The 18,982-nt window shown below is 40.9% G+C and carries 26 protein-coding genes; 3 read left to right on the top strand and 23 right to left on the bottom strand.

Annotated elements, in window-relative coordinates:
• Nucleotides 1–3: 3 nt before the first annotated feature.
• The 22 genes from rpsE to hisS form a co-directional block, all read right to left on the bottom strand.
• Entirely contained in the window at nt 4–501 is a 498-nt protein-coding gene (rpsE, locus tag DLJ48_RS05645) for a 30S ribosomal protein S5 (RefSeq protein WP_128686528.1), read from the bottom strand.
• 17 nt (nt 502–518) lie between these two features.
• Entirely contained in the window at nt 519–875 is a 357-nt protein-coding gene (rplR, locus tag DLJ48_RS05640; RefSeq protein ID WP_128686527.1) for a 50S ribosomal protein L18, read from the bottom strand.
• A gap of 29 nt (nt 876–904) precedes the next feature.
• Nucleotides 905–1,441: a 50S ribosomal protein L6 gene (gene rplF / locus DLJ48_RS05635; protein ID WP_128686526.1), complete on the bottom strand. Its 537-nt coding sequence runs from the start codon at nt 1,439–1,441 to the stop codon at nt 905–907.
• Between the two features lie 37 nt (nt 1,442–1,478).
• Complete coding sequence (gene rpsH / locus DLJ48_RS05630) at nt 1,479–1,880, bottom strand: 30S ribosomal protein S8 (protein WP_128686525.1); 402 nt, start codon at nt 1,878–1,880, stop codon at nt 1,479–1,481.
• Nucleotides 1,881–2,001: 121 nt separating this feature from the next.
• Nucleotides 2,002–2,544, bottom strand: coding sequence for a 50S ribosomal protein L5 (gene rplE / locus DLJ48_RS05625; protein ID WP_128686524.1), 543 nt, complete (start codon nt 2,542–2,544; stop codon nt 2,002–2,004).
• Between the two features lie 18 nt (nt 2,545–2,562).
• Nucleotides 2,563–2,829: a 50S ribosomal protein L24 gene (rplX, locus tag DLJ48_RS05620; protein ID WP_128686523.1), complete on the bottom strand. Its 267-nt coding sequence runs from the start codon at nt 2,827–2,829 to the stop codon at nt 2,563–2,565.
• A gap of 11 nt (nt 2,830–2,840) precedes the next feature.
• Nucleotides 2,841–3,209: a 50S ribosomal protein L14 gene (gene rplN / locus DLJ48_RS05615; RefSeq protein WP_128686522.1), complete on the bottom strand. Its 369-nt coding sequence runs from the start codon at nt 3,207–3,209 to the stop codon at nt 2,841–2,843.
• A gap of 21 nt (nt 3,210–3,230) precedes the next feature.
• Nucleotides 3,231–3,497: a 30S ribosomal protein S17 gene (rpsQ, locus tag DLJ48_RS05610; protein ID WP_128686521.1), complete on the bottom strand. Its 267-nt coding sequence runs from the start codon at nt 3,495–3,497 to the stop codon at nt 3,231–3,233.
• 10 nt (nt 3,498–3,507) lie between these two features.
• A complete protein-coding gene (rpmC, locus tag DLJ48_RS05605; protein WP_128686520.1) occupies nt 3,508–3,717 on the bottom strand; it encodes a 50S ribosomal protein L29 in 210 nt (69 codons plus the stop codon).
• Nucleotides 3,717–4,148: a 50S ribosomal protein L16 gene (gene rplP, locus DLJ48_RS05600; RefSeq protein WP_128686519.1), complete on the bottom strand. Its 432-nt coding sequence runs from the start codon at nt 4,146–4,148 to the stop codon at nt 3,717–3,719. Before rplP ends, rpmC begins: the two co-directional genes overlap by 1 nt.
• Nucleotides 4,148–4,960, bottom strand: coding sequence for a 30S ribosomal protein S3 (rpsC, locus tag DLJ48_RS05595; protein WP_128686518.1), 813 nt, complete (start codon nt 4,958–4,960; stop codon nt 4,148–4,150). Before rpsC ends, rplP begins: the two co-directional genes overlap by 1 nt.
• Before the next feature lie 2 nt (nt 4,961–4,962).
• The gene (gene rplV / locus DLJ48_RS05590; protein ID WP_128686517.1) at nt 4,963–5,325 is read right to left on the bottom strand and encodes a 50S ribosomal protein L22; all 363 of its coding nucleotides are present in this window, start codon (nt 5,323–5,325) and stop codon (nt 4,963–4,965) included.
• The gene (gene rpsS, locus DLJ48_RS05585) at nt 5,318–5,620 is read right to left on the bottom strand and encodes a 30S ribosomal protein S19 (protein WP_128686516.1); all 303 of its coding nucleotides are present in this window, start codon (nt 5,618–5,620) and stop codon (nt 5,318–5,320) included. Before rpsS ends, rplV begins: the two co-directional genes overlap by 8 nt.
• Nucleotides 5,621–5,632: 12 nt before the next feature.
• The gene (gene rplB, locus DLJ48_RS05580) at nt 5,633–6,472 is read right to left on the bottom strand and encodes a 50S ribosomal protein L2 (protein WP_128686515.1); all 840 of its coding nucleotides are present in this window, start codon (nt 6,470–6,472) and stop codon (nt 5,633–5,635) included.
• A gap of 20 nt (nt 6,473–6,492) precedes the next feature.
• A complete protein-coding gene (gene rplW, locus DLJ48_RS05575; protein ID WP_128686514.1) occupies nt 6,493–6,792 on the bottom strand; it encodes a 50S ribosomal protein L23 in 300 nt (99 codons plus the stop codon).
• The gene (gene rplD, locus DLJ48_RS05570) at nt 6,792–7,415 is read right to left on the bottom strand and encodes a 50S ribosomal protein L4 (protein WP_128687094.1); all 624 of its coding nucleotides are present in this window, start codon (nt 7,413–7,415) and stop codon (nt 6,792–6,794) included. Before rplD ends, rplW begins: the two co-directional genes overlap by 1 nt.
• Before the next feature lie 14 nt (nt 7,416–7,429).
• Nucleotides 7,430–8,182: a 50S ribosomal protein L3 gene (rplC, locus tag DLJ48_RS05565; protein WP_128686513.1), complete on the bottom strand. Its 753-nt coding sequence runs from the start codon at nt 8,180–8,182 to the stop codon at nt 7,430–7,432.
• Nucleotides 8,183–8,200: 18 nt separating this feature from the next.
• A complete protein-coding gene (rpsJ, locus tag DLJ48_RS05560) occupies nt 8,201–8,509 on the bottom strand; it encodes a 30S ribosomal protein S10 (protein ID WP_128686512.1) in 309 nt (102 codons plus the stop codon).
• Nucleotides 8,510–8,741: 232 nt separating this feature from the next.
• Entirely contained in the window at nt 8,742–9,515 is a 774-nt protein-coding gene (locus tag DLJ48_RS05555; protein WP_243148522.1) for an aggregation-promoting factor C-terminal-like domain-containing protein, read from the bottom strand.
• A gap of 155 nt (nt 9,516–9,670) precedes the next feature.
• The gene (locus tag DLJ48_RS05550) at nt 9,671–11,581 is read right to left on the bottom strand and encodes an acyltransferase family protein (RefSeq protein ID WP_243148520.1); all 1,911 of its coding nucleotides are present in this window, start codon (nt 11,579–11,581) and stop codon (nt 9,671–9,673) included.
• A 71-nt stretch (nt 11,582–11,652) separates the two neighbouring features.
• Nucleotides 11,653–13,428, bottom strand: coding sequence for an aspartate--tRNA ligase (aspS, locus tag DLJ48_RS05545; RefSeq protein WP_128686510.1), 1,776 nt, complete (start codon nt 13,426–13,428; stop codon nt 11,653–11,655).
• Nucleotides 13,425–14,693, bottom strand: a complete 1,269-nt coding sequence (gene hisS / locus DLJ48_RS05540) for a histidine--tRNA ligase (protein ID WP_128686509.1) — start codon at nt 14,691–14,693, stop codon at nt 13,425–13,427. The genes aspS and hisS overlap by 4 nt, the downstream gene beginning before the upstream one ends.
• A 61-nt stretch (nt 14,694–14,754) precedes the next feature.
• On the opposite strand from hisS, the gene DLJ48_RS05535 reads away from it, so the two are divergent.
• Nucleotides 14,755–15,681, top strand: coding sequence for an N-acetylmuramoyl-L-alanine amidase family protein (locus DLJ48_RS05535; protein ID WP_128686508.1), 927 nt, complete (start codon nt 14,755–14,757; stop codon nt 15,679–15,681).
• Nucleotides 15,682–15,708: 27 nt separating this feature from the next.
• On the opposite strand, the gene DLJ48_RS05530 is transcribed toward DLJ48_RS05535, so the two are convergent.
• Nucleotides 15,709–16,266: a TetR/AcrR family transcriptional regulator gene (locus DLJ48_RS05530; protein ID WP_128686507.1), complete on the bottom strand. Its 558-nt coding sequence runs from the start codon at nt 16,264–16,266 to the stop codon at nt 15,709–15,711.
• A gap of 157 nt (nt 16,267–16,423) precedes the next feature.
• Here DLJ48_RS05530 and DLJ48_RS05525 point away from each other — a divergent pair, with 157 nt between their 5' ends.
• Nucleotides 16,424–17,302 carry an ABC transporter ATP-binding protein gene (locus DLJ48_RS05525; RefSeq protein WP_128686506.1) on the top strand — a complete coding sequence of 293 codons (879 nt, stop codon included), beginning with the start codon at nt 16,424–16,426 and terminating at the stop codon, nt 17,300–17,302.
• 14 nt (nt 17,303–17,316) lie between these two features.
• Nucleotides 17,317–18,939: an ABC transporter permease gene (locus DLJ48_RS05520; RefSeq protein ID WP_128686505.1), complete on the top strand. Its 1,623-nt coding sequence runs from the start codon at nt 17,317–17,319 to the stop codon at nt 18,937–18,939.
• The last annotated feature ends 43 nt before the right edge of the window (nt 18,940–18,982 follow it).

The raw sequence follows: 18,982 nt of genomic DNA, 5'->3' as shown, positions 1-18,982 counted from the left end.
TCCTTAGCCTTCAAGGTTAACGCCACGCAAAGCAGCGACTACCTTAGCTTCCTTCAAACTTTTAAGAGCAACAAAAGTCGCTCTAACGACATTAACCGCCGTAGATGAACCTAGTGATTTAGCTGTGACATCACCAACTCCAGCAAGTTCCATAATTGGGCGAGTAGAACCACCCGCAGCAACACCAGAACCTTCCGAAGCAGGCTTTAAAAGTATTTTGCCTCCACCATCGACTCCAAGGACTTGATGAGGAATCGTCGTTCCAACAGTAGGAACCTCAATCAAATGACGCTTAGCGTCCTCAACGGCTTTGCGAATAGCTTCAGGCACTTCTTGAGCTTTTCCAGTACCAAAACCAACATGTCCATTCTTATCCCCAACAATTACTAAGGCAGCAAAACGAAGACGACGTCCACCTTTAACAACTTTTGTGACACGGTTAATTGAAACAACATTTTCATCAAGATCACCGAGTGCATTTGGATTAATATATTCTGCCATAAACTTTTCCTCCTTCCTTAGAATTTCAAACCTGCTTCACGAGCGCCATCTGCCAGAGCTTCAATGCGTCCATGATAGAGGTATCCACCACGGTCAAAAACAACTTCCGTGATTTTCTTTGCAACAGCAGCCTTGGCAACTGATTGCCCGACCTTAGTTGCTTGTTCAGATTTAGTTCCACCTTGGTTTTCTTTTTCCAAAGTAGAGGCACTTGCTAGCGTGACACCTGCTACGTCATCAATCACTTGTGCGTAGATGTTTGAATTAGAACGGAAAACACTCAAACGGGGGCGCTGTGCAGTACCAGAAATCTTTCCACGAACCCGCGCATGGCGCTTTTGCCGCGTTTTATCTTTATCTGGTTTTGTAATCATAGCAATGCTTCCTTTTATAATTAGACTAGTTATTTGCCAGTCTTTCCTTCCTTGCGGCGTACAACTTCGCCTTCATAACGAATTCCTTTGCCTTTGTAGGGTTCCGGCGGGCGAACACCACGTATCTCCGCAGCGAAATCTCCAACACGTTGCTTAGAAATGCCCTCAACTGAAATATGAACAGAATCAGGAACTGTAACCTTTAATTCTTCACGTGCTTCGAATTCGACTGGATGGGAATATCCAACAGTCAGTACTAGTTTATCACCTTGCATAGAAGCACGGTATCCAACACCGACAAGCTCAAGATTTTTCTTGAAGCCATCAGAAACACCTTCAATCATATTTGCGACATTGGCACGTGTAGTACCATGTAGTGCCTTGCTACGATTTGAATCATCTGGACGATCAAACTTGATCTCAGTTCCTTTTATATCCATTGTAATCTCAGAAGCGACAAGACGATTAATCTGTCCTTTTGGACCTTTAACTGTAACCTGATCGCCTACCCGGCTAACTTCTACATCAGCAGGAATAGTAACGATCTTATTTCCAATACGACTCATGGTTTTCTCCTTTTCTAGATAAATAAGCCATGTAATTTCACCAAATATAGGCGATTACTTCACCGCCGATCATCTTAGAACGAGCTGACTTATCAGTCATAACGCCTTCAGATGTTGACAAAATAGCAATTCCAAGACCGTTCAAAACTTTCGGAACTGAATCAGCCTGGACATAAGAACGCAAACCTGGTTTAGAAATTCGTTTTAAACCAGTAATTACGTGTTCACGATTTGGACCATATTTCAAAGTAAGAGAAATAAATCCTTGCTTATTAGGAGTATCAATAACTTGATAGTCATTGATAAATCCTTCATCCTTCAAAATTTGGGCAAGATTAATTTTAATCTTTGAAGCAGGCACCTCAACGGTCTCGTGTCGAACCATGTTCGCATTGCGAATCCTTGTAAGAAAATCTGCAATTGGATCAGTCATTGTCATAATATTTTTTCCTTCCTAACAGTTGTCGCGTAGCGAGGCACTTTTTAGACAAAACATCAAAGGATAATTTATCTAAAAAGCACACATTCACCCAATAGCGGTACTTTGTTTGTGCTTTCAACTACTTAGCGAACGGAACTCCAAGTTGACTAAGTAATTCAAGGCCTTCTTCATCAGTCTTTGCGGTTGTAACAATAACGATATCCAAGCCACGAACCCTATTTACATCGTCATAATTGATTTCAGGAAAAATCAATTGTTCCTTAATTCCTAATGTATAGTTACCACGTCCATCAAAAGACTTTTTCGAGGTCCCACGAAAGTCGCGAACACGAGGAAGCGCAACATTGATTAATTTATCAAGAAAATCATACATACGCTCTCCGCGTATCGTAACCTTGCTTCCGATACTCATGCCTTCACGAAGACGAAAACCAGCAATAGATTTTTTTGCCTTGGTGATAACTGGTTGCTGTCCAGCAATCAAACGTAGTTCAGCAACAGCTTCATCGAGATTATTAGAGTTAGCTACGGCATCGCCAACACCCATATTAAGGACAATTTTATCCAATTTAGGTGCTTGCATTGGAGACGTATAGTCAAACTTAGAAATCAGAGCTGGTTGAACTTCATTAACATATTTTTCTTTTAATGCATTTGTCATGAAAATGATTTCTCCCGCTTACTTTTTAACGTCATCGCGCTGATGCGCACGACTAACTTTTTTTGAGCTATCCAGCAATTTTACATTCGATACATGCAAAGCTGCCTCTTTTTCAATAATTCCACCCTTTGGCTCAGCCTGAGTTGGTTTTTGGTGTTTCTTGACTTTGTTCACGCCCTCGACAATCACACGATCAGTTTTCAAAAAAACTTTGGTAACTGATCCTTCTTTGCCTTTATCCTTGCCAGCGATCACTCGGACTTTATCTCCGGTTTTAATTTTCATGTGATCCTCCTTTATAGAACCTCTGGCGCAAGACTTACGATACGCATATAATTATTATCGCGTAATTCTCTAGCGACAGGCCCAAAAATACGCGTGCCAACAGGTGACTTATCATCCTTCACAATAACCGCAGCATTTTCATCGAATTTGATATACGAACCATCAACTCGATGGACACCACGAACAGTCCGAACAATAACAGCTTTAACAACATCGCCCTTCTTGACGGTGCCACCAGGAATAGCTTGCTTAACAGTTGCGACAATCATGTCACCGATGTTAGCAAATTTTCTCCCAGAACCGCCAAGAACTTTAATGGTTAAGATTTCACGAGCGCCAGAGTTATCAGCAACTTTAAGACGACTTTCTTGTTGAATCATAGTTCTGCTCCTTTCAAAATATTACAAAACCACAGCTTCTTCAACTACCCGAACTAAGCGGAACCGCTTAGTGGCAGATAGTGGACGAGTTTCCATGATCTCAACAACATCATTTATCTTCGCAACATTGTTTTCATCATGAGCCTTAAACTTTTTCGTGTAATTAACTCGCTTACCATAAACTGGATGGTTTTTATAAGTTTCAACTGCGACTGTGATTGTTTTATCCATTTTGTCTGAAACAACACGTCCACGATAAATTTTGCGTGTATTACGTTCTTCACTCATATTAACCTCCTTATGCCTTAGCCTTTTCAGCAGCGATTTCTTGTGCACGAAGCTCAGTTTTAATTCTTGCAATGTCCTTTTTTACCGTTGAAAGACTAGCAGTGTTTTCTAACTGTCCTGCAGCCTGTTGAAAACGTAAATTAAAGAGCTCTTCTTTTGCATCTTTTTCACGTTTCAGCAGTTCGTCGCGAGACAAACCTTTAATTTCTGAAGCCTTCATTATACGTTTGCCTCCTTAGCTGCTTCGGCCTTACTAACAACCTTCGCTTTAACTGGCAATTTATGCATTGCTAACCGTAGCGCTTCCTTAGCAGTTGCCTCAGAAACACCACCAATCTCAAACAAGATTGTTCCCCTTTTAGTTGGAGCGACCCAACCTTCTGGAGCACCTTTTCCATTACCCATTCGAACACCAACACCTTTTGAAGTGTAAGATTTTTGTGGGAAAATTTTAATCCAAACCTTACCGCCACGTTTCATAAAACGAGTCATCGCCACACGAGCAGCTTCAATTTGACGGTTGGTAATCCAATTGCTTTCTAGAGATTGTAAACCATAATCTCCGAAAACAACTTCGCGTCCACCTTTGGCCTCACCACGCATATGGCCACGCTGAACACGGCGATACTTAACGCGTTTAGGAACTAACATTAATTATTACCTCCATGTGCTTGAGTAGAAGCTTGTTCCGAACGTGGACGACGAGAACGATTACCATTATTCGAGCGATTGTTGCCGCCTCGTCCACGATTGTTATTCCGAGAATTACGACTGTTGGCCGCAGCCGCAACATCTTCATCCTTAACGAATTGACCGTTTTCAGCATCACCACGATAGATCCAAGTTTTAATCCCTAGATTACCGTATGAGGTCATGGCTTCATCCCATGAATAATCAATATCAGCACGCAAAGTATGAAGTGGCACAGTGCCTTCTGTATATTGCTCTTTACGAGCAATATCAGCACCATTCAAACGTCCAGACACCATTGTGCGAACACCTTTGGCACCAGCACGCTGCACACGTTGAATCGCACCGCGCATAGCGCGACGAAAAGCAACACGCCGCTCAAGATCAGCAGCAATCTGTTGACCAACAAGATGAGCATTCAAATCTGGTTTTCGAATTTCAACAATATTGATGTTGACGCGTTTTGATTGTCCCTTATAAGGAAGTGTTAATTTAGACAATTCGCTACGCAACTTTTCAACATCAGCTCCGCCACGACCGATAACAATACCAGGTTTAGCTGTATGGATAGTTAAGTTAATACGAGTTGGTTCTGTACGTTCGATCGTGACACGATCAATGGCAGCGTCCTTCAAATTCTTTTCTACATACTTTCGAATCCGAATATCTTCTTGCAAAGCAGGAACATACTCTTTTCTGTCGGCATACCACTTAGCATCCCAATCTCGAATAATTCCAACACGGAATCCAATTGGATTAATTTTTTGGCCCATACTCAAGCTCCTTTCTTGTCGTTTTCAGAAACGACGATTGTAATATGACTAGTACGCTTATTAATCTTAGATGCGGTACCCTTTGCGCGCGGACGGAACCTTTTGAGTGTTGGTCCCTCGTTAGCGTAAGCTTCCTTGATAACCAAATCAGCTCTATCAAGCGCAAAATTATTTTCAGCATTTGCAACTGCTGAATTCAATACTTTATAAACTGGTTCAGTGCCCGTATTAGGTAGAAATTGTAAGATCGCATAAGCTTCATTAACGCTCTTGCCACGAACAGTATCAAGAACTAAACGTGCCTTACGCGGAGCGATTCGAACTTGATAAGCTGTAGCTTTTGCGGATGTAATATTTTCAGCCATTGCTTACTGCTCCTGACTTAACCGTCTTTTTGTCATCACCACCAGCATGTCCACGAAAAGTACGTGTTGGAACAAACTCGCCAAGCTTGTGACCGACCATATCATCTTGAATATAAACTGGAACATGCTTGCGGCCATCATAGACAGCAATCGTAAATCCAATAAAGCTTGGAAAGATTGTTGAACGACGTGACCAAGTACGAATAACTGGTTTTTTACTTTGGCCTTGAAGCTGACCGATCTTCTTTAATAATGACGGATCAGCAAAAGGTCCTTTTTTTAAACTTCGACTCATCTAAACCTCCGATTACTTACCCTTCCGTCCACGAACAATGAACTTAGTAGATGGCTTCTTTTTATCACGAGTCTTATTACCATAAGACTTTTTGCCCCATGGGCTCATAGGACTTGGGTGACCAACAGGAGCCTTACCTTCACCACCACCATGCGGATGATCGTTAGGGTTCATAACTGAACCACGAACATGAGGTGTCTTGCCGCGCCAACGAGAACGACCAGCTTTGCCCCAGCTTATCAATGAATGCTCGGAATTACCAACTTCACCAATAGTTGCACGAGAAGTGCTAAGAACCATGCGAACTTCACCAGATGAGAGACGAACGATGGCGTACTTGCCAGCATCATCCTTACCAAGAATTTGCGCAGAAGTACCAGCTGAACGAGCTAGTTGGCCTCCCTTTCCTGGTTTTAATTCAATGTTGTGCACTAAAGTACCTTCAGGAATGTTGCTCAATGGCAGCGCATTACCGATTTTGATATCGGCATCGGGACCAGATTGAACTTTCGTTCCTGCTTCCAAACCCTTAGGCGCCAAGATATAGCTCTTTACACCATCTTCATAAACAAGCAAAGCAATATTTGCAGTTCGATTTGGATCATATTCGATCGCTTTAACCGTTGCAGTTTTATCATCCTTTGTTCGTTTGAAATCAATGATTCGATATTGTTGCTTATGACCACCGCCATGATGGCGAACAGTCATTCGACCTTCAGCGTTACGAGCGCCAGTCTTTGATTTTTTTGCCAACAAACTTTTTTCAGGTGTCTGCTTAGTAATAACGGAAAAATCAAATCCGCTCATATTGCGACGACCATTAGTTGTTGGTTTATAAGTCTTGATAGCCATGCGTTACTCCTTTCTCTAAATTATTTTTTATTCTCTTGATTTTGAAAAACTTCAATCGTTTTTGAGTCAGCAGTTAAACTCACTGTTGCTTTTTTGCGATTACGAGTTAATCCTTCATAACGGCCCATGCGCTTGTTCTTGCCACGAACATTCGCGATATTGACCTTTTTAACCGTTACATCAAAAATCTCAGCAATGGCGACTTTGACATCTGTCTTGGTGGCTTTACGATTAACCTCAAACTGGTAAACCTTTTTATCAGCACCAGTCATTGAAGATTCCGTAATAATTGGTCGTAAGATTACATCACGTGCTTGCATTAGCTTAGTACCTCCTCGACCTGTTTAACAGCAGATTGTGCAATAACAACCTTTTGAGCTTTAACTAAGTCATATACATTAACGCCGCTAGCGGTCATCACTTGAACGTTTGGTAAATTGCGAGCCGAAAGCTTGGCATTCTCATTTGCGTCTTCTACGACCAGCAAAGTTTTCTTAACTGCTTGCAGCTTATCAAGGCTTTCAATCACAGCTTTAGTTGACGGCTTTTCATAATCAAGTTTGTCAACAACAATGAAGTTATTAGAAGCAACCTTGTCAGATAAAGCACTCTTTAAAGCTAAACGGTAAGCCTTTCGATTGATTTTATAAGCATAAGAACGAGGTGTTGGCCCCATTGAAATACCACCGCCGCGCCACTGAGGTGCACGAATAGAACCCTGACGAGCATTTCCAGTTCCCTTTTGACGCCATGGCTTTCTTCCGCCGCCAGAGACAGCAGAACGATTCTTGACTGAATGAGTACCTTGGCGCATCGAAGCACGCTGCATCAGAATTGCATCAGTAACAACAGTTTCATTTGGCTCAATACCAAAAACTGAATCTGCTAACTCAATTTCGCCGGCTGCGGTACCATCTTTTTTGAATAAAGCAACTTTAGTCATCATGTTCTCCTTTCTTATTTTGCGGAAGCAGTGTCATTTTTAACATCTGCTTGAGTATTTTGATCAGCTGTCTGAGAAGCTTTTTCATCAACTTCTTTTTTTGCAGCTTGTCCAACGCTGCCAGCTAATTTGATATCACTTGCTTTATGAGGCTTAACGGTTGACTTAACAGTCACAAAACTCTTATTTGCTCCAGGGACATTTCCCTTGATCAGAATTAAGTTATTAGTTAAATCAGTTGCAACAACAAGCAGTTTTTGAGCAGTACGAATATCTCCGCCCATCTGTCCAGGAAGCAGTTTGCCTTTAAAGACCTTATTGATGATCGCACCCATTGAACCTGGGCGACGATGATAACGAGAACCATGAGCCATAGGACCACGAGACTGTCCTAAACGCTTAATAGAACCTTGGAAACCATGTCCTTTGGTTACTCCCTGTACATCAACATATTCACCAGTAGTGAAAATACTGGCTTCAACTTTATCCCCTACTTTATAATCGCCTTGCGCGTCACGAATTTCGCGAACGTAGCGCTTAGGGGTCGCGTTAGCTTTTTTTGCGTGACCTTGTTCAGGTTTGTTGATAGCGATCTTGCGCTTATCAAAGACACCGAGTTGAATAGCTGAATAGCCATCTGTCTCAGGAGTCTTAACTTGAAGTACGACGTTTGGCAATACTTCAATGACAGTCACAGGAACCAATTCACCTTTAGCAGTGAAAACCTGAGTCATACCGACTTTTCGGCCTAAGATACCTTTTGTCATGACTTTCTCCTTCATTTATTAGAGTTTAATTTCAATTGCAACGCCAGCCGGAAGATCCAGTTTGCGAAGAGAATCAACTGTTTTGTCAGTTGGATTAACAACATCAATTAAACGCTTATGTGTACGCATTTCAAATTGTTCCCGCGAATCCTTAAACTTATGAGGAGAACGCAAAATAGTGTATAGAGTACGTTCTGTCGGTAGCGGAATCGGGCCAACAACTTGTGCGCCAGTACGCTTTGCGGTCTCAACGATCTTTGCTGCTGAAGCATCGATCGTGCGATACTCATAAGCCTTCAAGCGAATCCGAATTTTTCTTTCTGCCATAATTTATTCCTTTCGTTGATTTTTAAAAATCAGCTTGCTCCATTCAAAAACCGACAGACGGTCACCATGGCAACGGTGCCGTGCGTGTCGCAACCTTGAATATCATCACTAATCCTTGATATACCGGCGTTTACGGCCGTATTAAAGCATAAAACGTAAAAGGCATACCTGTCTATACTACAGCAAAAGCCTATGCGGGGCAAGAATAATAGCCTAGGATAAGCAAAATGGTTTAATACCAACCATGAATTGTCCAAAAAGAAATTGCGGCAGATACCGATCCGTAACGGTTAGCAATATATTGTTGCATAGCAGAAAGCTGTAATTGGTAATTTCCTTTCACTTGAGTCCATGTTTGACCGACATATTTTTCATAGCTTGCCTCAGTCAACTGTCCGATTCCTAAATAATCACCATTTTCAGCGTTAGGATTACCGGCAGATTCTCGTGAGATCAGCCAGTTAACGTCACCAGAAACAGATGAAACAGACGAGCTGGATGCTTTACTACTAGTTGTAGATGAAATAGAAACAACTATTTTCTGGATTACCGAACTGCTCGCTTTCGAAGAATGTATTTGTACAGAACTTTGGGAGGACGAGGACCAAGCAATACTGGAACTGCTGGCAGATGGCAACTGAGAAGAGATGGTACTTGCTGTTATAGAGCCAGTCTGTAGTGACCTAGCAGAACTCGTTGCTATTGCACTGCTTGTTGCGGCAGCAGTTTGTGAAGAATTCTTCACAAAATCGAGTTTTTCTAGTGAATTGCTCTTAGCCTCAGGATTTTTTTTAGAATCAACGTTGCTAAATGTAAAAGTAGCGGCTGTTTGGCCAACTGATTTAGCCAATCCTTTTGCGGCTGAAAAGGAACCCGCCGAGGATGCATCGTCAGCTTTTCCAGCCGTTGATGGCAAAATCAAGGCAAACAGAGCAAAACAAAGCAAGATCACCGATGCTTTAAATTGTCTTTGCCGTTTTTTTGTGGAAAAGTGGGTATCAAACACATCATGTAGTATCAGCTTTTAACTTTTCTTAAACATTTCAAAAAAATTTTCTCCTGCTCAAAATTAAAATAATGTAACATTGCAGAATACAAAAAGGGATTAAAAAAAGCTTTTATATTTCAAAAGCCCATTCATTTTGTGATTAAAATGTAAAACTATTTGGTATTTGCTGCAATTGTATCAATAATCATAGTTGTCATGGCTCGGTTACCAGCTTGCTGCGGATGGATACCATCCGGCGAAAACCATTCGCGATGTGCCCGAGCGCCATCATACCAATCAACAATATGAAGATTTGGGTCATGTTGAGCTGCTGTTGCTAAAACTTGATTATTTGGCGCTTCCCAAGGCCGCCCATTCGAAAATGAATTGACCCAATAAATTTGTCTGGAACCTGCAATTTGACGGATCTGCTGAATATTTTGCGGAGAAATCTCTCCATTTGTACCGATCATCATCAATAAAATATTATCCAGTTTTCCAGCTTTTTTCAAATTGTCTACAACATTAACAGCATCTATGGTATGCCGCCCGATTTTTGCATTAACAAAGGTCTTCGGCATAGCTAATTGCAAATCAGGACCAACATCCAATAAGACTGAATCCCCAATGGCTGTAATACTTAGAGATTGCACTTTTTGGATATTCTGACTGCTGGTGTTGAATACCGCTGCCATCTGCTGATCCTTAGAATTGGCATCGACTGAACTATTTTGGCCGCTAGTAGAACTGCTGGCAGCTTTTGATGAAGCAGCTGATTTGCTTCTTTGATTTGCAGCCTGACTATTTTGCTTAGCGATTTTCTTTGAACTATTCATTAATTCATGCTGCAATTGATCGGCTGCTTTAGACCTGGTTGCGCTTTTTGAAGTTAGGCCAAATGCAGTTCCAGTGATTGAAAATACAGCTAAGCAAGTCATTAAAATCGTTTGCAAGTTCCAAGCTGTTGGATGTTTCGACCAAACAAGACCATGGCGGAAAGGCATTTCAATAAATCGATAAGACAGGTCAGCCACGATCAAAATAGTTATCACAGAAACACAAGATAACGAAAATTGTCCTGCAAGCGAGCTTGTCGGAAATAGCTTTTCATACATCATCATGATGGGCAGCTGATAAAGATAGATGGAATAAGAACGTGATCCGATATATTGGAATATATGATTACCCATGATGAGGGCAAACTTGCTTTGGGCATTCGCGATCAGATAATAAATCAAAAGAGCAGTTAGAATACTCAATAGCAGCATGCCAAAATAATATGTCCATGCTTGGACACCATTTGCCGTTACAAAAATTGTCAGTAAAGCAAGCAGACTTGTTGGAATCACATAAACGGCAGATTGGTTCAACTTGTTTTGAATTCGATGCAAAATAGCCGGGCAGTAAGGTGAGGATAATAATGTAATAAAAATGGCAACAATACCACCAATGATAAAAGAAAAAACGCGAGTATCTGTACCATAATAGGCACGATTCGTAGACGAGGGTGAATAAAAAAACGCAAACAAAGCTGCTGATAGCAAAGCTAAAACCGTTGACAGAATCAATGATAATTGCCATTTTTTTTCGCCAGCATAAAGAATCATAATCAAGATAATCGGCCATACAAAATAAAATTGAGCTTCGACCGAAAGCGACCAAAGGTGCGTGAAGACTGGCCAATGAGCACCGGCCGCAAAATATGAAACAGAATGAATGATCTGATACCAGTTATTGACATAAAACATGTTGCTTAGCAAAGTACCTCTGATGCCAAAAAGCCCTTCTGGAAATCCGAGTGTTAAAACAGCAATTGTCAGTAAAATCATGACGATAAAGGCTGGATAAAGACGCCAAAAACGGCGTAAATAAAAACGTTTTAAGCGAAAACTGCCGCGTTGCGCCAGTTCATCAAGAATGATTCGCGTCATTAAAAAGCCCGATATCACAAAAAAGACCGTCACACCGGCAAATCCCCCGGCAAACACCTTCGGCCACAAATGAAATAGAATTACCCCAATAACAGAGAAAGTTCTTAAACCTTCAATTCCAGGAATAAAACTAGTTTTTTTACTCTCCCTCACCACTGTTCTTATTATTACATTAAATTTACAAAATAATTTCAAATATTAAAAATATATGACGACAGTAATAATTACTCCGGAACTCTTAAACCAAGCTCCGCTAACTGTTTGTCTGAAACTCTTGAAGGTGCCTTGGTCATGGGTTCAGTTGCATTTGAATTCTTCGGGAAGGCAACTACTTCACGAATATTGTCTTTTCCGGCAAGCAGCATTGCAAGGCGATCAAGACCAAGTGCAATGCCACCCATTGGTGGAAAACCATACTGCATAGCTTCGAGCAGAAAACCAAAAGCCGTTTCTGCTTTTTCAGCTGTAAAGCCTAGTGCTTTTAACATTTTTTCCTGAATAGCCATTGTGTGGATACGAATAGAACCAGAACCCAATTCGTAACCATTCAAGACCAAATCATAAGACTGAGCATGTGCTTTATGTGGATCTTCACCCTCGTTAAGATAGTGCAGATCTTCTTCATTAGGCATCGTAAAAGGATGATGAGCAGCGATCCAACGATGAAAATCTTCCGAATATTCAAATAAAGGCCAGTCGACGATCCAAGCAAAATCCCATTCGTTTTCATTGATTAAATGTAATTCTTTAGCGACATATTTACGTAAGTAGCCCAGTGTGTCTGAAACAACTGAGAATTTATCCGCTGCAAAAAAGACTAAATCACCGTCTTTTAAAGCCAGTGCTGTTACTAAATCATCTTTGATCTCTATTAAGAATTTAGCGATCGGACCAGTCAAAGCATCATTTTCATACTTAACCCAGGCCAGTCCCTTTGCACCAAAACGTTTGATATAATCAGCCTGATTATCGATCATTTTTCTCGTAAACTGCTTCGATCCTTTTGGCGCCACAATGGCTTTTACGAAACCACCGTTATCAATAGCATTCGTAAAGACAGCGAAATTTGTTTTTTTAGCAATACCAGAAACATCGTGCAATTCAACGTCAAAACGCAAATCTGGCTTGTCTGAACCAAAACGATCCATTGACTCTTGCCAGTGAAGAATCGGAAACTGGCTGGAATCAACATCAACATTTAAAACATCAGCCATTATTTGTGTGACCCAACGATTGACAAGCGTCGTAATCTCTTTTTGGTCCATAAAAGATGTTTCAACATCCAATTGAGTAAATTCCGGTTGACGGTCTCCACGAAGATCTTCATCTCGAAAACAACGTGCCACTTGAAAATAGCGATCAAAACCTGCGCCCATCAGCAGCTGCTTAAACAGTTGCGGTGATTGCGGTAAAGCATAGAAGCTGCCAGGATAAATACGAGACGGAACTAAATAATCCCGTGCGCCCTCCGGCGTGCTTTTGGCTAAATAAGGTGTTTCGATATCCAAAAAACCATTCGCTTCCATGAAGCGCATTGACGAAGAAATAATTTTAGACCGTAAAACTAAACCTTTTTGCATCTCAGGTCGACGAAGATCTAGGTAACGATATTTGAGTTTCAGCTCTTCATTAACATCAACACCATCTTCGATATCGAAAGGCGGCGTCTTTGATTCAGCCAAAATTTCTGCTTCATGAACCAAAACTTCTACTTTGCCTGTCTTCATTTTGGGGTTAATAGCCGAATCAGCTCGCAAAGAAACGGTGCCAGTGACCGAAACAACATATTCGCTACGAATTTTTTCAGCTATGTGGCGTGCATCAGTTGAAAATTCATCAGAAAAAGTCAGTTGGACAATGCCTTCCCTGTCTCGTAGATCGATAAAAATCAATCCGCCAAGGTCACGACGTTTTTGAACCCAGCCTTTCAAAGTGACCGTTTTGTCAGCTAACTTCTCGTTAACCAGCCCTGCATAAATTGTTCTTTGTCTACTACTCATAAAAAATCCTCAATTTTCAGTTGTTGCAGTAATACTTTTTTTTGGCTGCCGTCAACCATTTTTTTGATCGTTAATTCTTTGTTTGATACTTCTTGTTCGCCAACCACGATTGAATATCTTGCCTGAGTTCGATCTGCCGACTTGAATTGCGACTTCATTGATCGATTCGTGTAATCTAATAAAACGCCAAAATGGAATCGTTCACGCAACTGTTTGGCTAATAAATTTGCAAAAGCATTCACAGAATGATCAGTCTGAACAATGTAAACATCCACTAGATCCTGATTTTCAACTTCCCCAACCAATGTGATCAAACGTTCCAGCCCAATGCCAAAACCAATAGCAGGTGTTGCTGGTCCGCCGAAATCCTCGACCATTCCTGAATAACGGCCGCCGCCACAAATCGTCGCTGCGGATTTCAATTTCGGATCTGATGTTTCAATTTCAAAAATTGTGTGATTATAATAATCCAGACCGCGAACCAATTTATCATCAATAACGTACTCAATACCAAAATCATCTAAAGCACTGGTCACTTTTTGAAAACGACTTTTCGAATCCTGATTTAAATAATCTAAAAGATGCGGCGCATTAAGCAATACTTTTTGATCATTCCTATCTTTTGAATCCAAAATTCGCATCGGATTAGTCTGCAAACGTTTCTTCGAATCCTCACTTAATTGGTCTTGAAAGCCTACTAAATAATCGACTAATGCCGTTCGAAAAGCTGTTCTGGATTCATCATCGCCCAACGAATTGATTTTAACAACTAAATCAGTTAATTTGAACTCTTTGAAAAAATCAATTGCCATCTGAATAATCTGAGCATCCAAATAAGGCGAGTCGGAGCCAAAACTTTCGACCCCCACTTGATGAAATTCACGCATACGACCAGCTTGCGGGCGTTCATAGCGAAACATAGATTCTAAGTAATACAGATTAACAGGTTTTTCATACTCCGGACCATACAATTTATTTTCAACATAGGCTCGGACGACACCGGCTGTACCCTCGGGTCGTAGAGCCATACGGCGATCACCTTTATCTTTGAAATCATACATTTCCTTACTAACAACATCTGATGAATCACCAGATGTACGTGAAAATATCTCATAATTTTCAAATAATGGTGTATCGATCTTACCAAAGCGATAACGATGGCCGAAAACATCCTGTGCAATTTGATTTATTTTTTGCCAGATCGGCTGAACAGCAGGAAGCAAGTCCGCAGTTCCTTTAGGTTTTTGAAAAAATTTATCAGACATACATATGAAATTTTAACACTGTCTTAAAAAACGATAATCTCCTTTGAGATATAATTTCCATGTGTTCAGACGATTTATGAAAAATCAAGTCCCCCTGTGGATCTCGGCAGCCTTCATTCTGGTCGGATTATTCTTGATTGCTTCTATTTACGTACCAGAAATTAAAATAACGAATCAGACCAAATATATTAAGCTGCAGGCCAAGAAAACCGTTTTAAGAAGTGGGCCTGGCCCCATGTATCAGCAGCTGGCCGTTTTAAAACAACTCGAAAAAATGACAGTCATCAGTCAAGCACATGGCTGGATAAAAGTCCAAACGGCCGATGGCAAGAAAAATGGTTGGATCGCTAGCTGGGTGGCTGACGGCAAAACAAATAATGTTGTCAATCCTGATCGAATGACTGAAGCAACGATCGTCTTAGACCCTGGCCACGGTGGTTCCGATCCTGGCTCACTAGCCGTTGATGGCAGCACAGACGCTCAATATTTTGAAAAAACATATACTTTGGCTACGGTAAAAAAAATAAAAAGCGCACTTGAATCTACAGGTGCACGCGTCATTATGACAAGAAGCAGCGATAAGCTTTTGTGGCCGCTGACTAAAATCACAAATATTTCTAAAAAATATCACGCCGATGCTTTTATCAGCATTCATTTTGATAATTACACGGTAGCTAATGCCGCAACCGGTGTAACTGAATATTATTATCACAAACAGACAACTAACTCTTATCAATTAGCCGCAACGATCAAAAACCATTTCACAAATCTGCCTTTATCAAATCGCGGCACTTCTTTTGGCGATTTCTTAGTCATCCGAGATACTTACCTACCATCCGTTCTACTGGAAATGGGCTATTTGAACAATAGCAGCGATTTCCAATACATCAAGTCATCATCATATGAAAACCTCGTGGCAACCGATCTTAAAAATGCTCTAGAAGACTGGTTTAACAACATTCAACCTAAATTATCACAAACAAAATAAAATCCCCTGCATGATTGATTAGGATTTTTATTTAAAACCATTAATAAAAAAACGTGTGATCAAATCAGCCTTCTGAAACAGCAGCGCCGCCGGCAGACCTTTCATACCCTCGATAAAAATTTTAATAATAAACATAAAATCATTTTTCGTGATAGCTGGAGAAATCCTACCCTCGACTCGTCCTTTTTCAAAGAGGCCATCATAGATTTGCAATTGAGCATCAATCGCATCAGCATCAAAAAAATCAGGACTCTCGGAATATTGAACCATAAGATTTTGATTGAAAGTCGCTGAATAATGCTCAAGCTGTTTCAGCTTCATGGCCGTAATAGCGTGATAAGTATCTTCAAAATCAAGATCGCTATCGATGATCGCCTCCACCTCCACAAGCATATTTTTGAGTGCATTCATGATCACGACATTCATCAGATGATTTTTATTTTTGTAATATTTAAATAGCGTCACTTTGGAAACGACCGCTTTATCAGCGATCTCGTCAACCGTAATATTTTTAATTTCTTTATTATTCAGTAAAACAAAGGTTGTCGCTAAGATGGCCTTTTTCTTTTTTTCCGTTTGACTCATACTATCCACCAGATTATTAGATTAATTCGTTTTTCTCTTTCATCGTAACTTTTTTATTGTACTAATTCAAGTTAAATAGTACAATATGAACTGTTAAGGGTATTAAAGTTCATTTATAAAAATCAAACGAATGAGCTTTTGAGGATGCAAGAAAAAAATGGCTAAGATCGTTGAAGTTGAAAATCTTCAAAAAAATTTCGGTAAGTTTTCAGCTCTGAAAAATGTCACATTTGATGTCAATGCAGGTGAAGTATTAGGATACATTGGACCTAACGGCTCCGGAAAATCGACAACGCTGCGTATTTTGCTGGGAATTATCAAAGCAAGCAGCGGCAAAGCCAAAATTTTCGGTCAAGATGCTTGGCGTGACGCAACTGAAATTCATAAACAAACCGCTTATGTACCTGGGGATGTTTACCTGTGGCCGAATCTTTCAGGCGGTGAGATCATTGATCTTTTCATGAAATTGCATGGCAAAGGAGACCCGGTCAAGCGCGATCGGCTGATTCAGAAATTCGATCTTGATCCCAAGAAAAAAACACGCTCATATTCAAAGGGAAATCGGCAAAAAGTGGCTTTGATCGCTGCCCTTGCAAGTGATGCCGAACTTTATATTTTCGATGAACCAACGAGCGGACTGGATCCTTTAATGGAAGCAGTTTTTCAAGAAGAGGTTAGAAAACTTAAGACAGCTGGCAAAGCGATCATTCTTTCCAGCCATATTTTGTCGGAAGTTGAAAAATTAGCCGACCGTGTCGCAGTTATTCGTAAAGGCGAGATCGTTGAAACCGGTACGCTTGACGAATTACGGCATTTAACACGCTATCAATACAAAGTCGAAACGCAAGAGCCGCCAATAGGACTCAAAAGACTCAATTCGGTCCATGACCTAGTTATTACCGATACAGCAGCAACTTTTCAAGCGGATTCGGATAAAGTAGCTGAAATTATGACCATGCTGATGCCCTACAAGCTAACAAAACTAGAAAGCAATCCACCAACGCTTGAAGATTTGTTCATGCGCCACTATGAATAGATCGGAGACGAAAAATGACTAAAGCACTTTATAAAACAACGAGCATGTTTGAGTCGCTGGTTAAACGTGATTGGATAAAATTAATCATTTGGGTATTTGGCATGCTGGCTTTTGCAGCTTCTGGCGCTGGCAAAATGGAAGTTGCTTCAAGCCCAGCCACCGCTAGCACCTTATATGCGATGTTTGTCCAAAATCCCGCCATGGTCGCTTTATTTGGTCCAACACTAATCAAAAATGCAGCTCATTACACGATAGGTCCGATATACGGGCAGACGATGACTTTGATCACAGCCATCACTTTTGCGATTATTTCGATCATATATGTGATCAATCGAACACGCAAAGAGGAAGATGACGGCATAGCTGAACTCTTTCGTTCTTTTCCAATTGGTAAACTAGCGAATACAACTGCTGTCGTAATCGAACTAGTGTTATTGCATATTGTGATGACATTAGTGCTGGCTTTTTCAATTCAGGCACAAAACGTTACTGGTTTAAATGATCTCGGCAGCAATCTATTGTTCGCTAGCACGACATCGGCACAAGGCTTCATGTGGGGGATGATCGCACTGTGCCTAGCTCAAATTTTTCCTGAATCCGGCAGTGCTAAAGGTGCGACTTTCGGTCTTTTGGGCCTACTCTATATCGTTCGCATGGGTACAGATGTTTCACACAGCCACTTGGGTTGGCTGAATCCGTTATCCTGGTCATACTTGGCCTCTCCCTATGCGTTAGGGCATGAAAACTGGTTAGGCGTCCTACTGTCACTAGTTTTTGCCGTCATTGTGCTGGCCGCTGCCTATTTGCTCGAAATCAAACGCGATGTTAATGCCGGCTATTTACCAGAAAGCGGCGGCAGCATTCATGCTAAGGCATTCCTTCTTAGCCTACCTGGTTTGCTTTTAACTTTGCAACGTAAAATGATCATCGGCTGGTTTTTAGCAGTCTTCGTCTTAGGGCTTGTTTATGGATCGATGTTTAGCCAAATGAGTCGATTTATTAATAGCAATGCGACAATTCGAGCGATTTTCATCGGCAGTGCAACCGCTCATCAAGCAATCGTAGGTAATTTTATGGTTACTTTATTCTCAATTTTATCGATTATGGTAGCTGCCTTTGCCGTGATTTTGTTGACACAAATGACTGCTGAAGAACGTAAAAACCGGCAAGAGCAGCTTTACGCCCTACCGATATCGCGTATCAAACTTTATTTAACTTATATCATCACAACGATTTTCGCCAGCGCTATCGCACAATTTCTTGCTATTTTAGGAATCTACCTCGAACAGCTAGGAAACAAAAACGCGCTGACTTTTTCTCAAGTCCTAGAACCAGGTACCATTTGGATCGTTGCGATTATTTTCGTTATCTCCCTGTTGAGCTTGCTTGTATCTTTTGTGCCGAGACTAACTGGCATTATCTGGGGTTATATCGGTTTTCTGCTTTTCATGAGCTATCTTGGCCACATACTGGCGTTGCCAGGCTGGTTGCAAAAGCTTAGTATCTATAACTATATTCCAAAATTACCGATCGAAAAAATGGACTGGACAACTGTTTCAATCATACTGGTGTTGTCAGTGGCCATGATGATAATCGCTTTAGTTGCCTATCGTCGCCGTGATCTAATCAATGGCTGAAACAAACAAAATAAAAGGCCTTATTAATAAGGCCTTTTTTTAA

Source organism: Oenococcus sicerae (genome assembly GCF_004102045.2).
Classification (GTDB): domain Bacteria; phylum Bacillota; class Bacilli; order Lactobacillales; family Lactobacillaceae; genus Oenococcus; species Oenococcus sicerae.
This window is presented reverse-complemented; position numbering and strand designations above follow the sequence as displayed.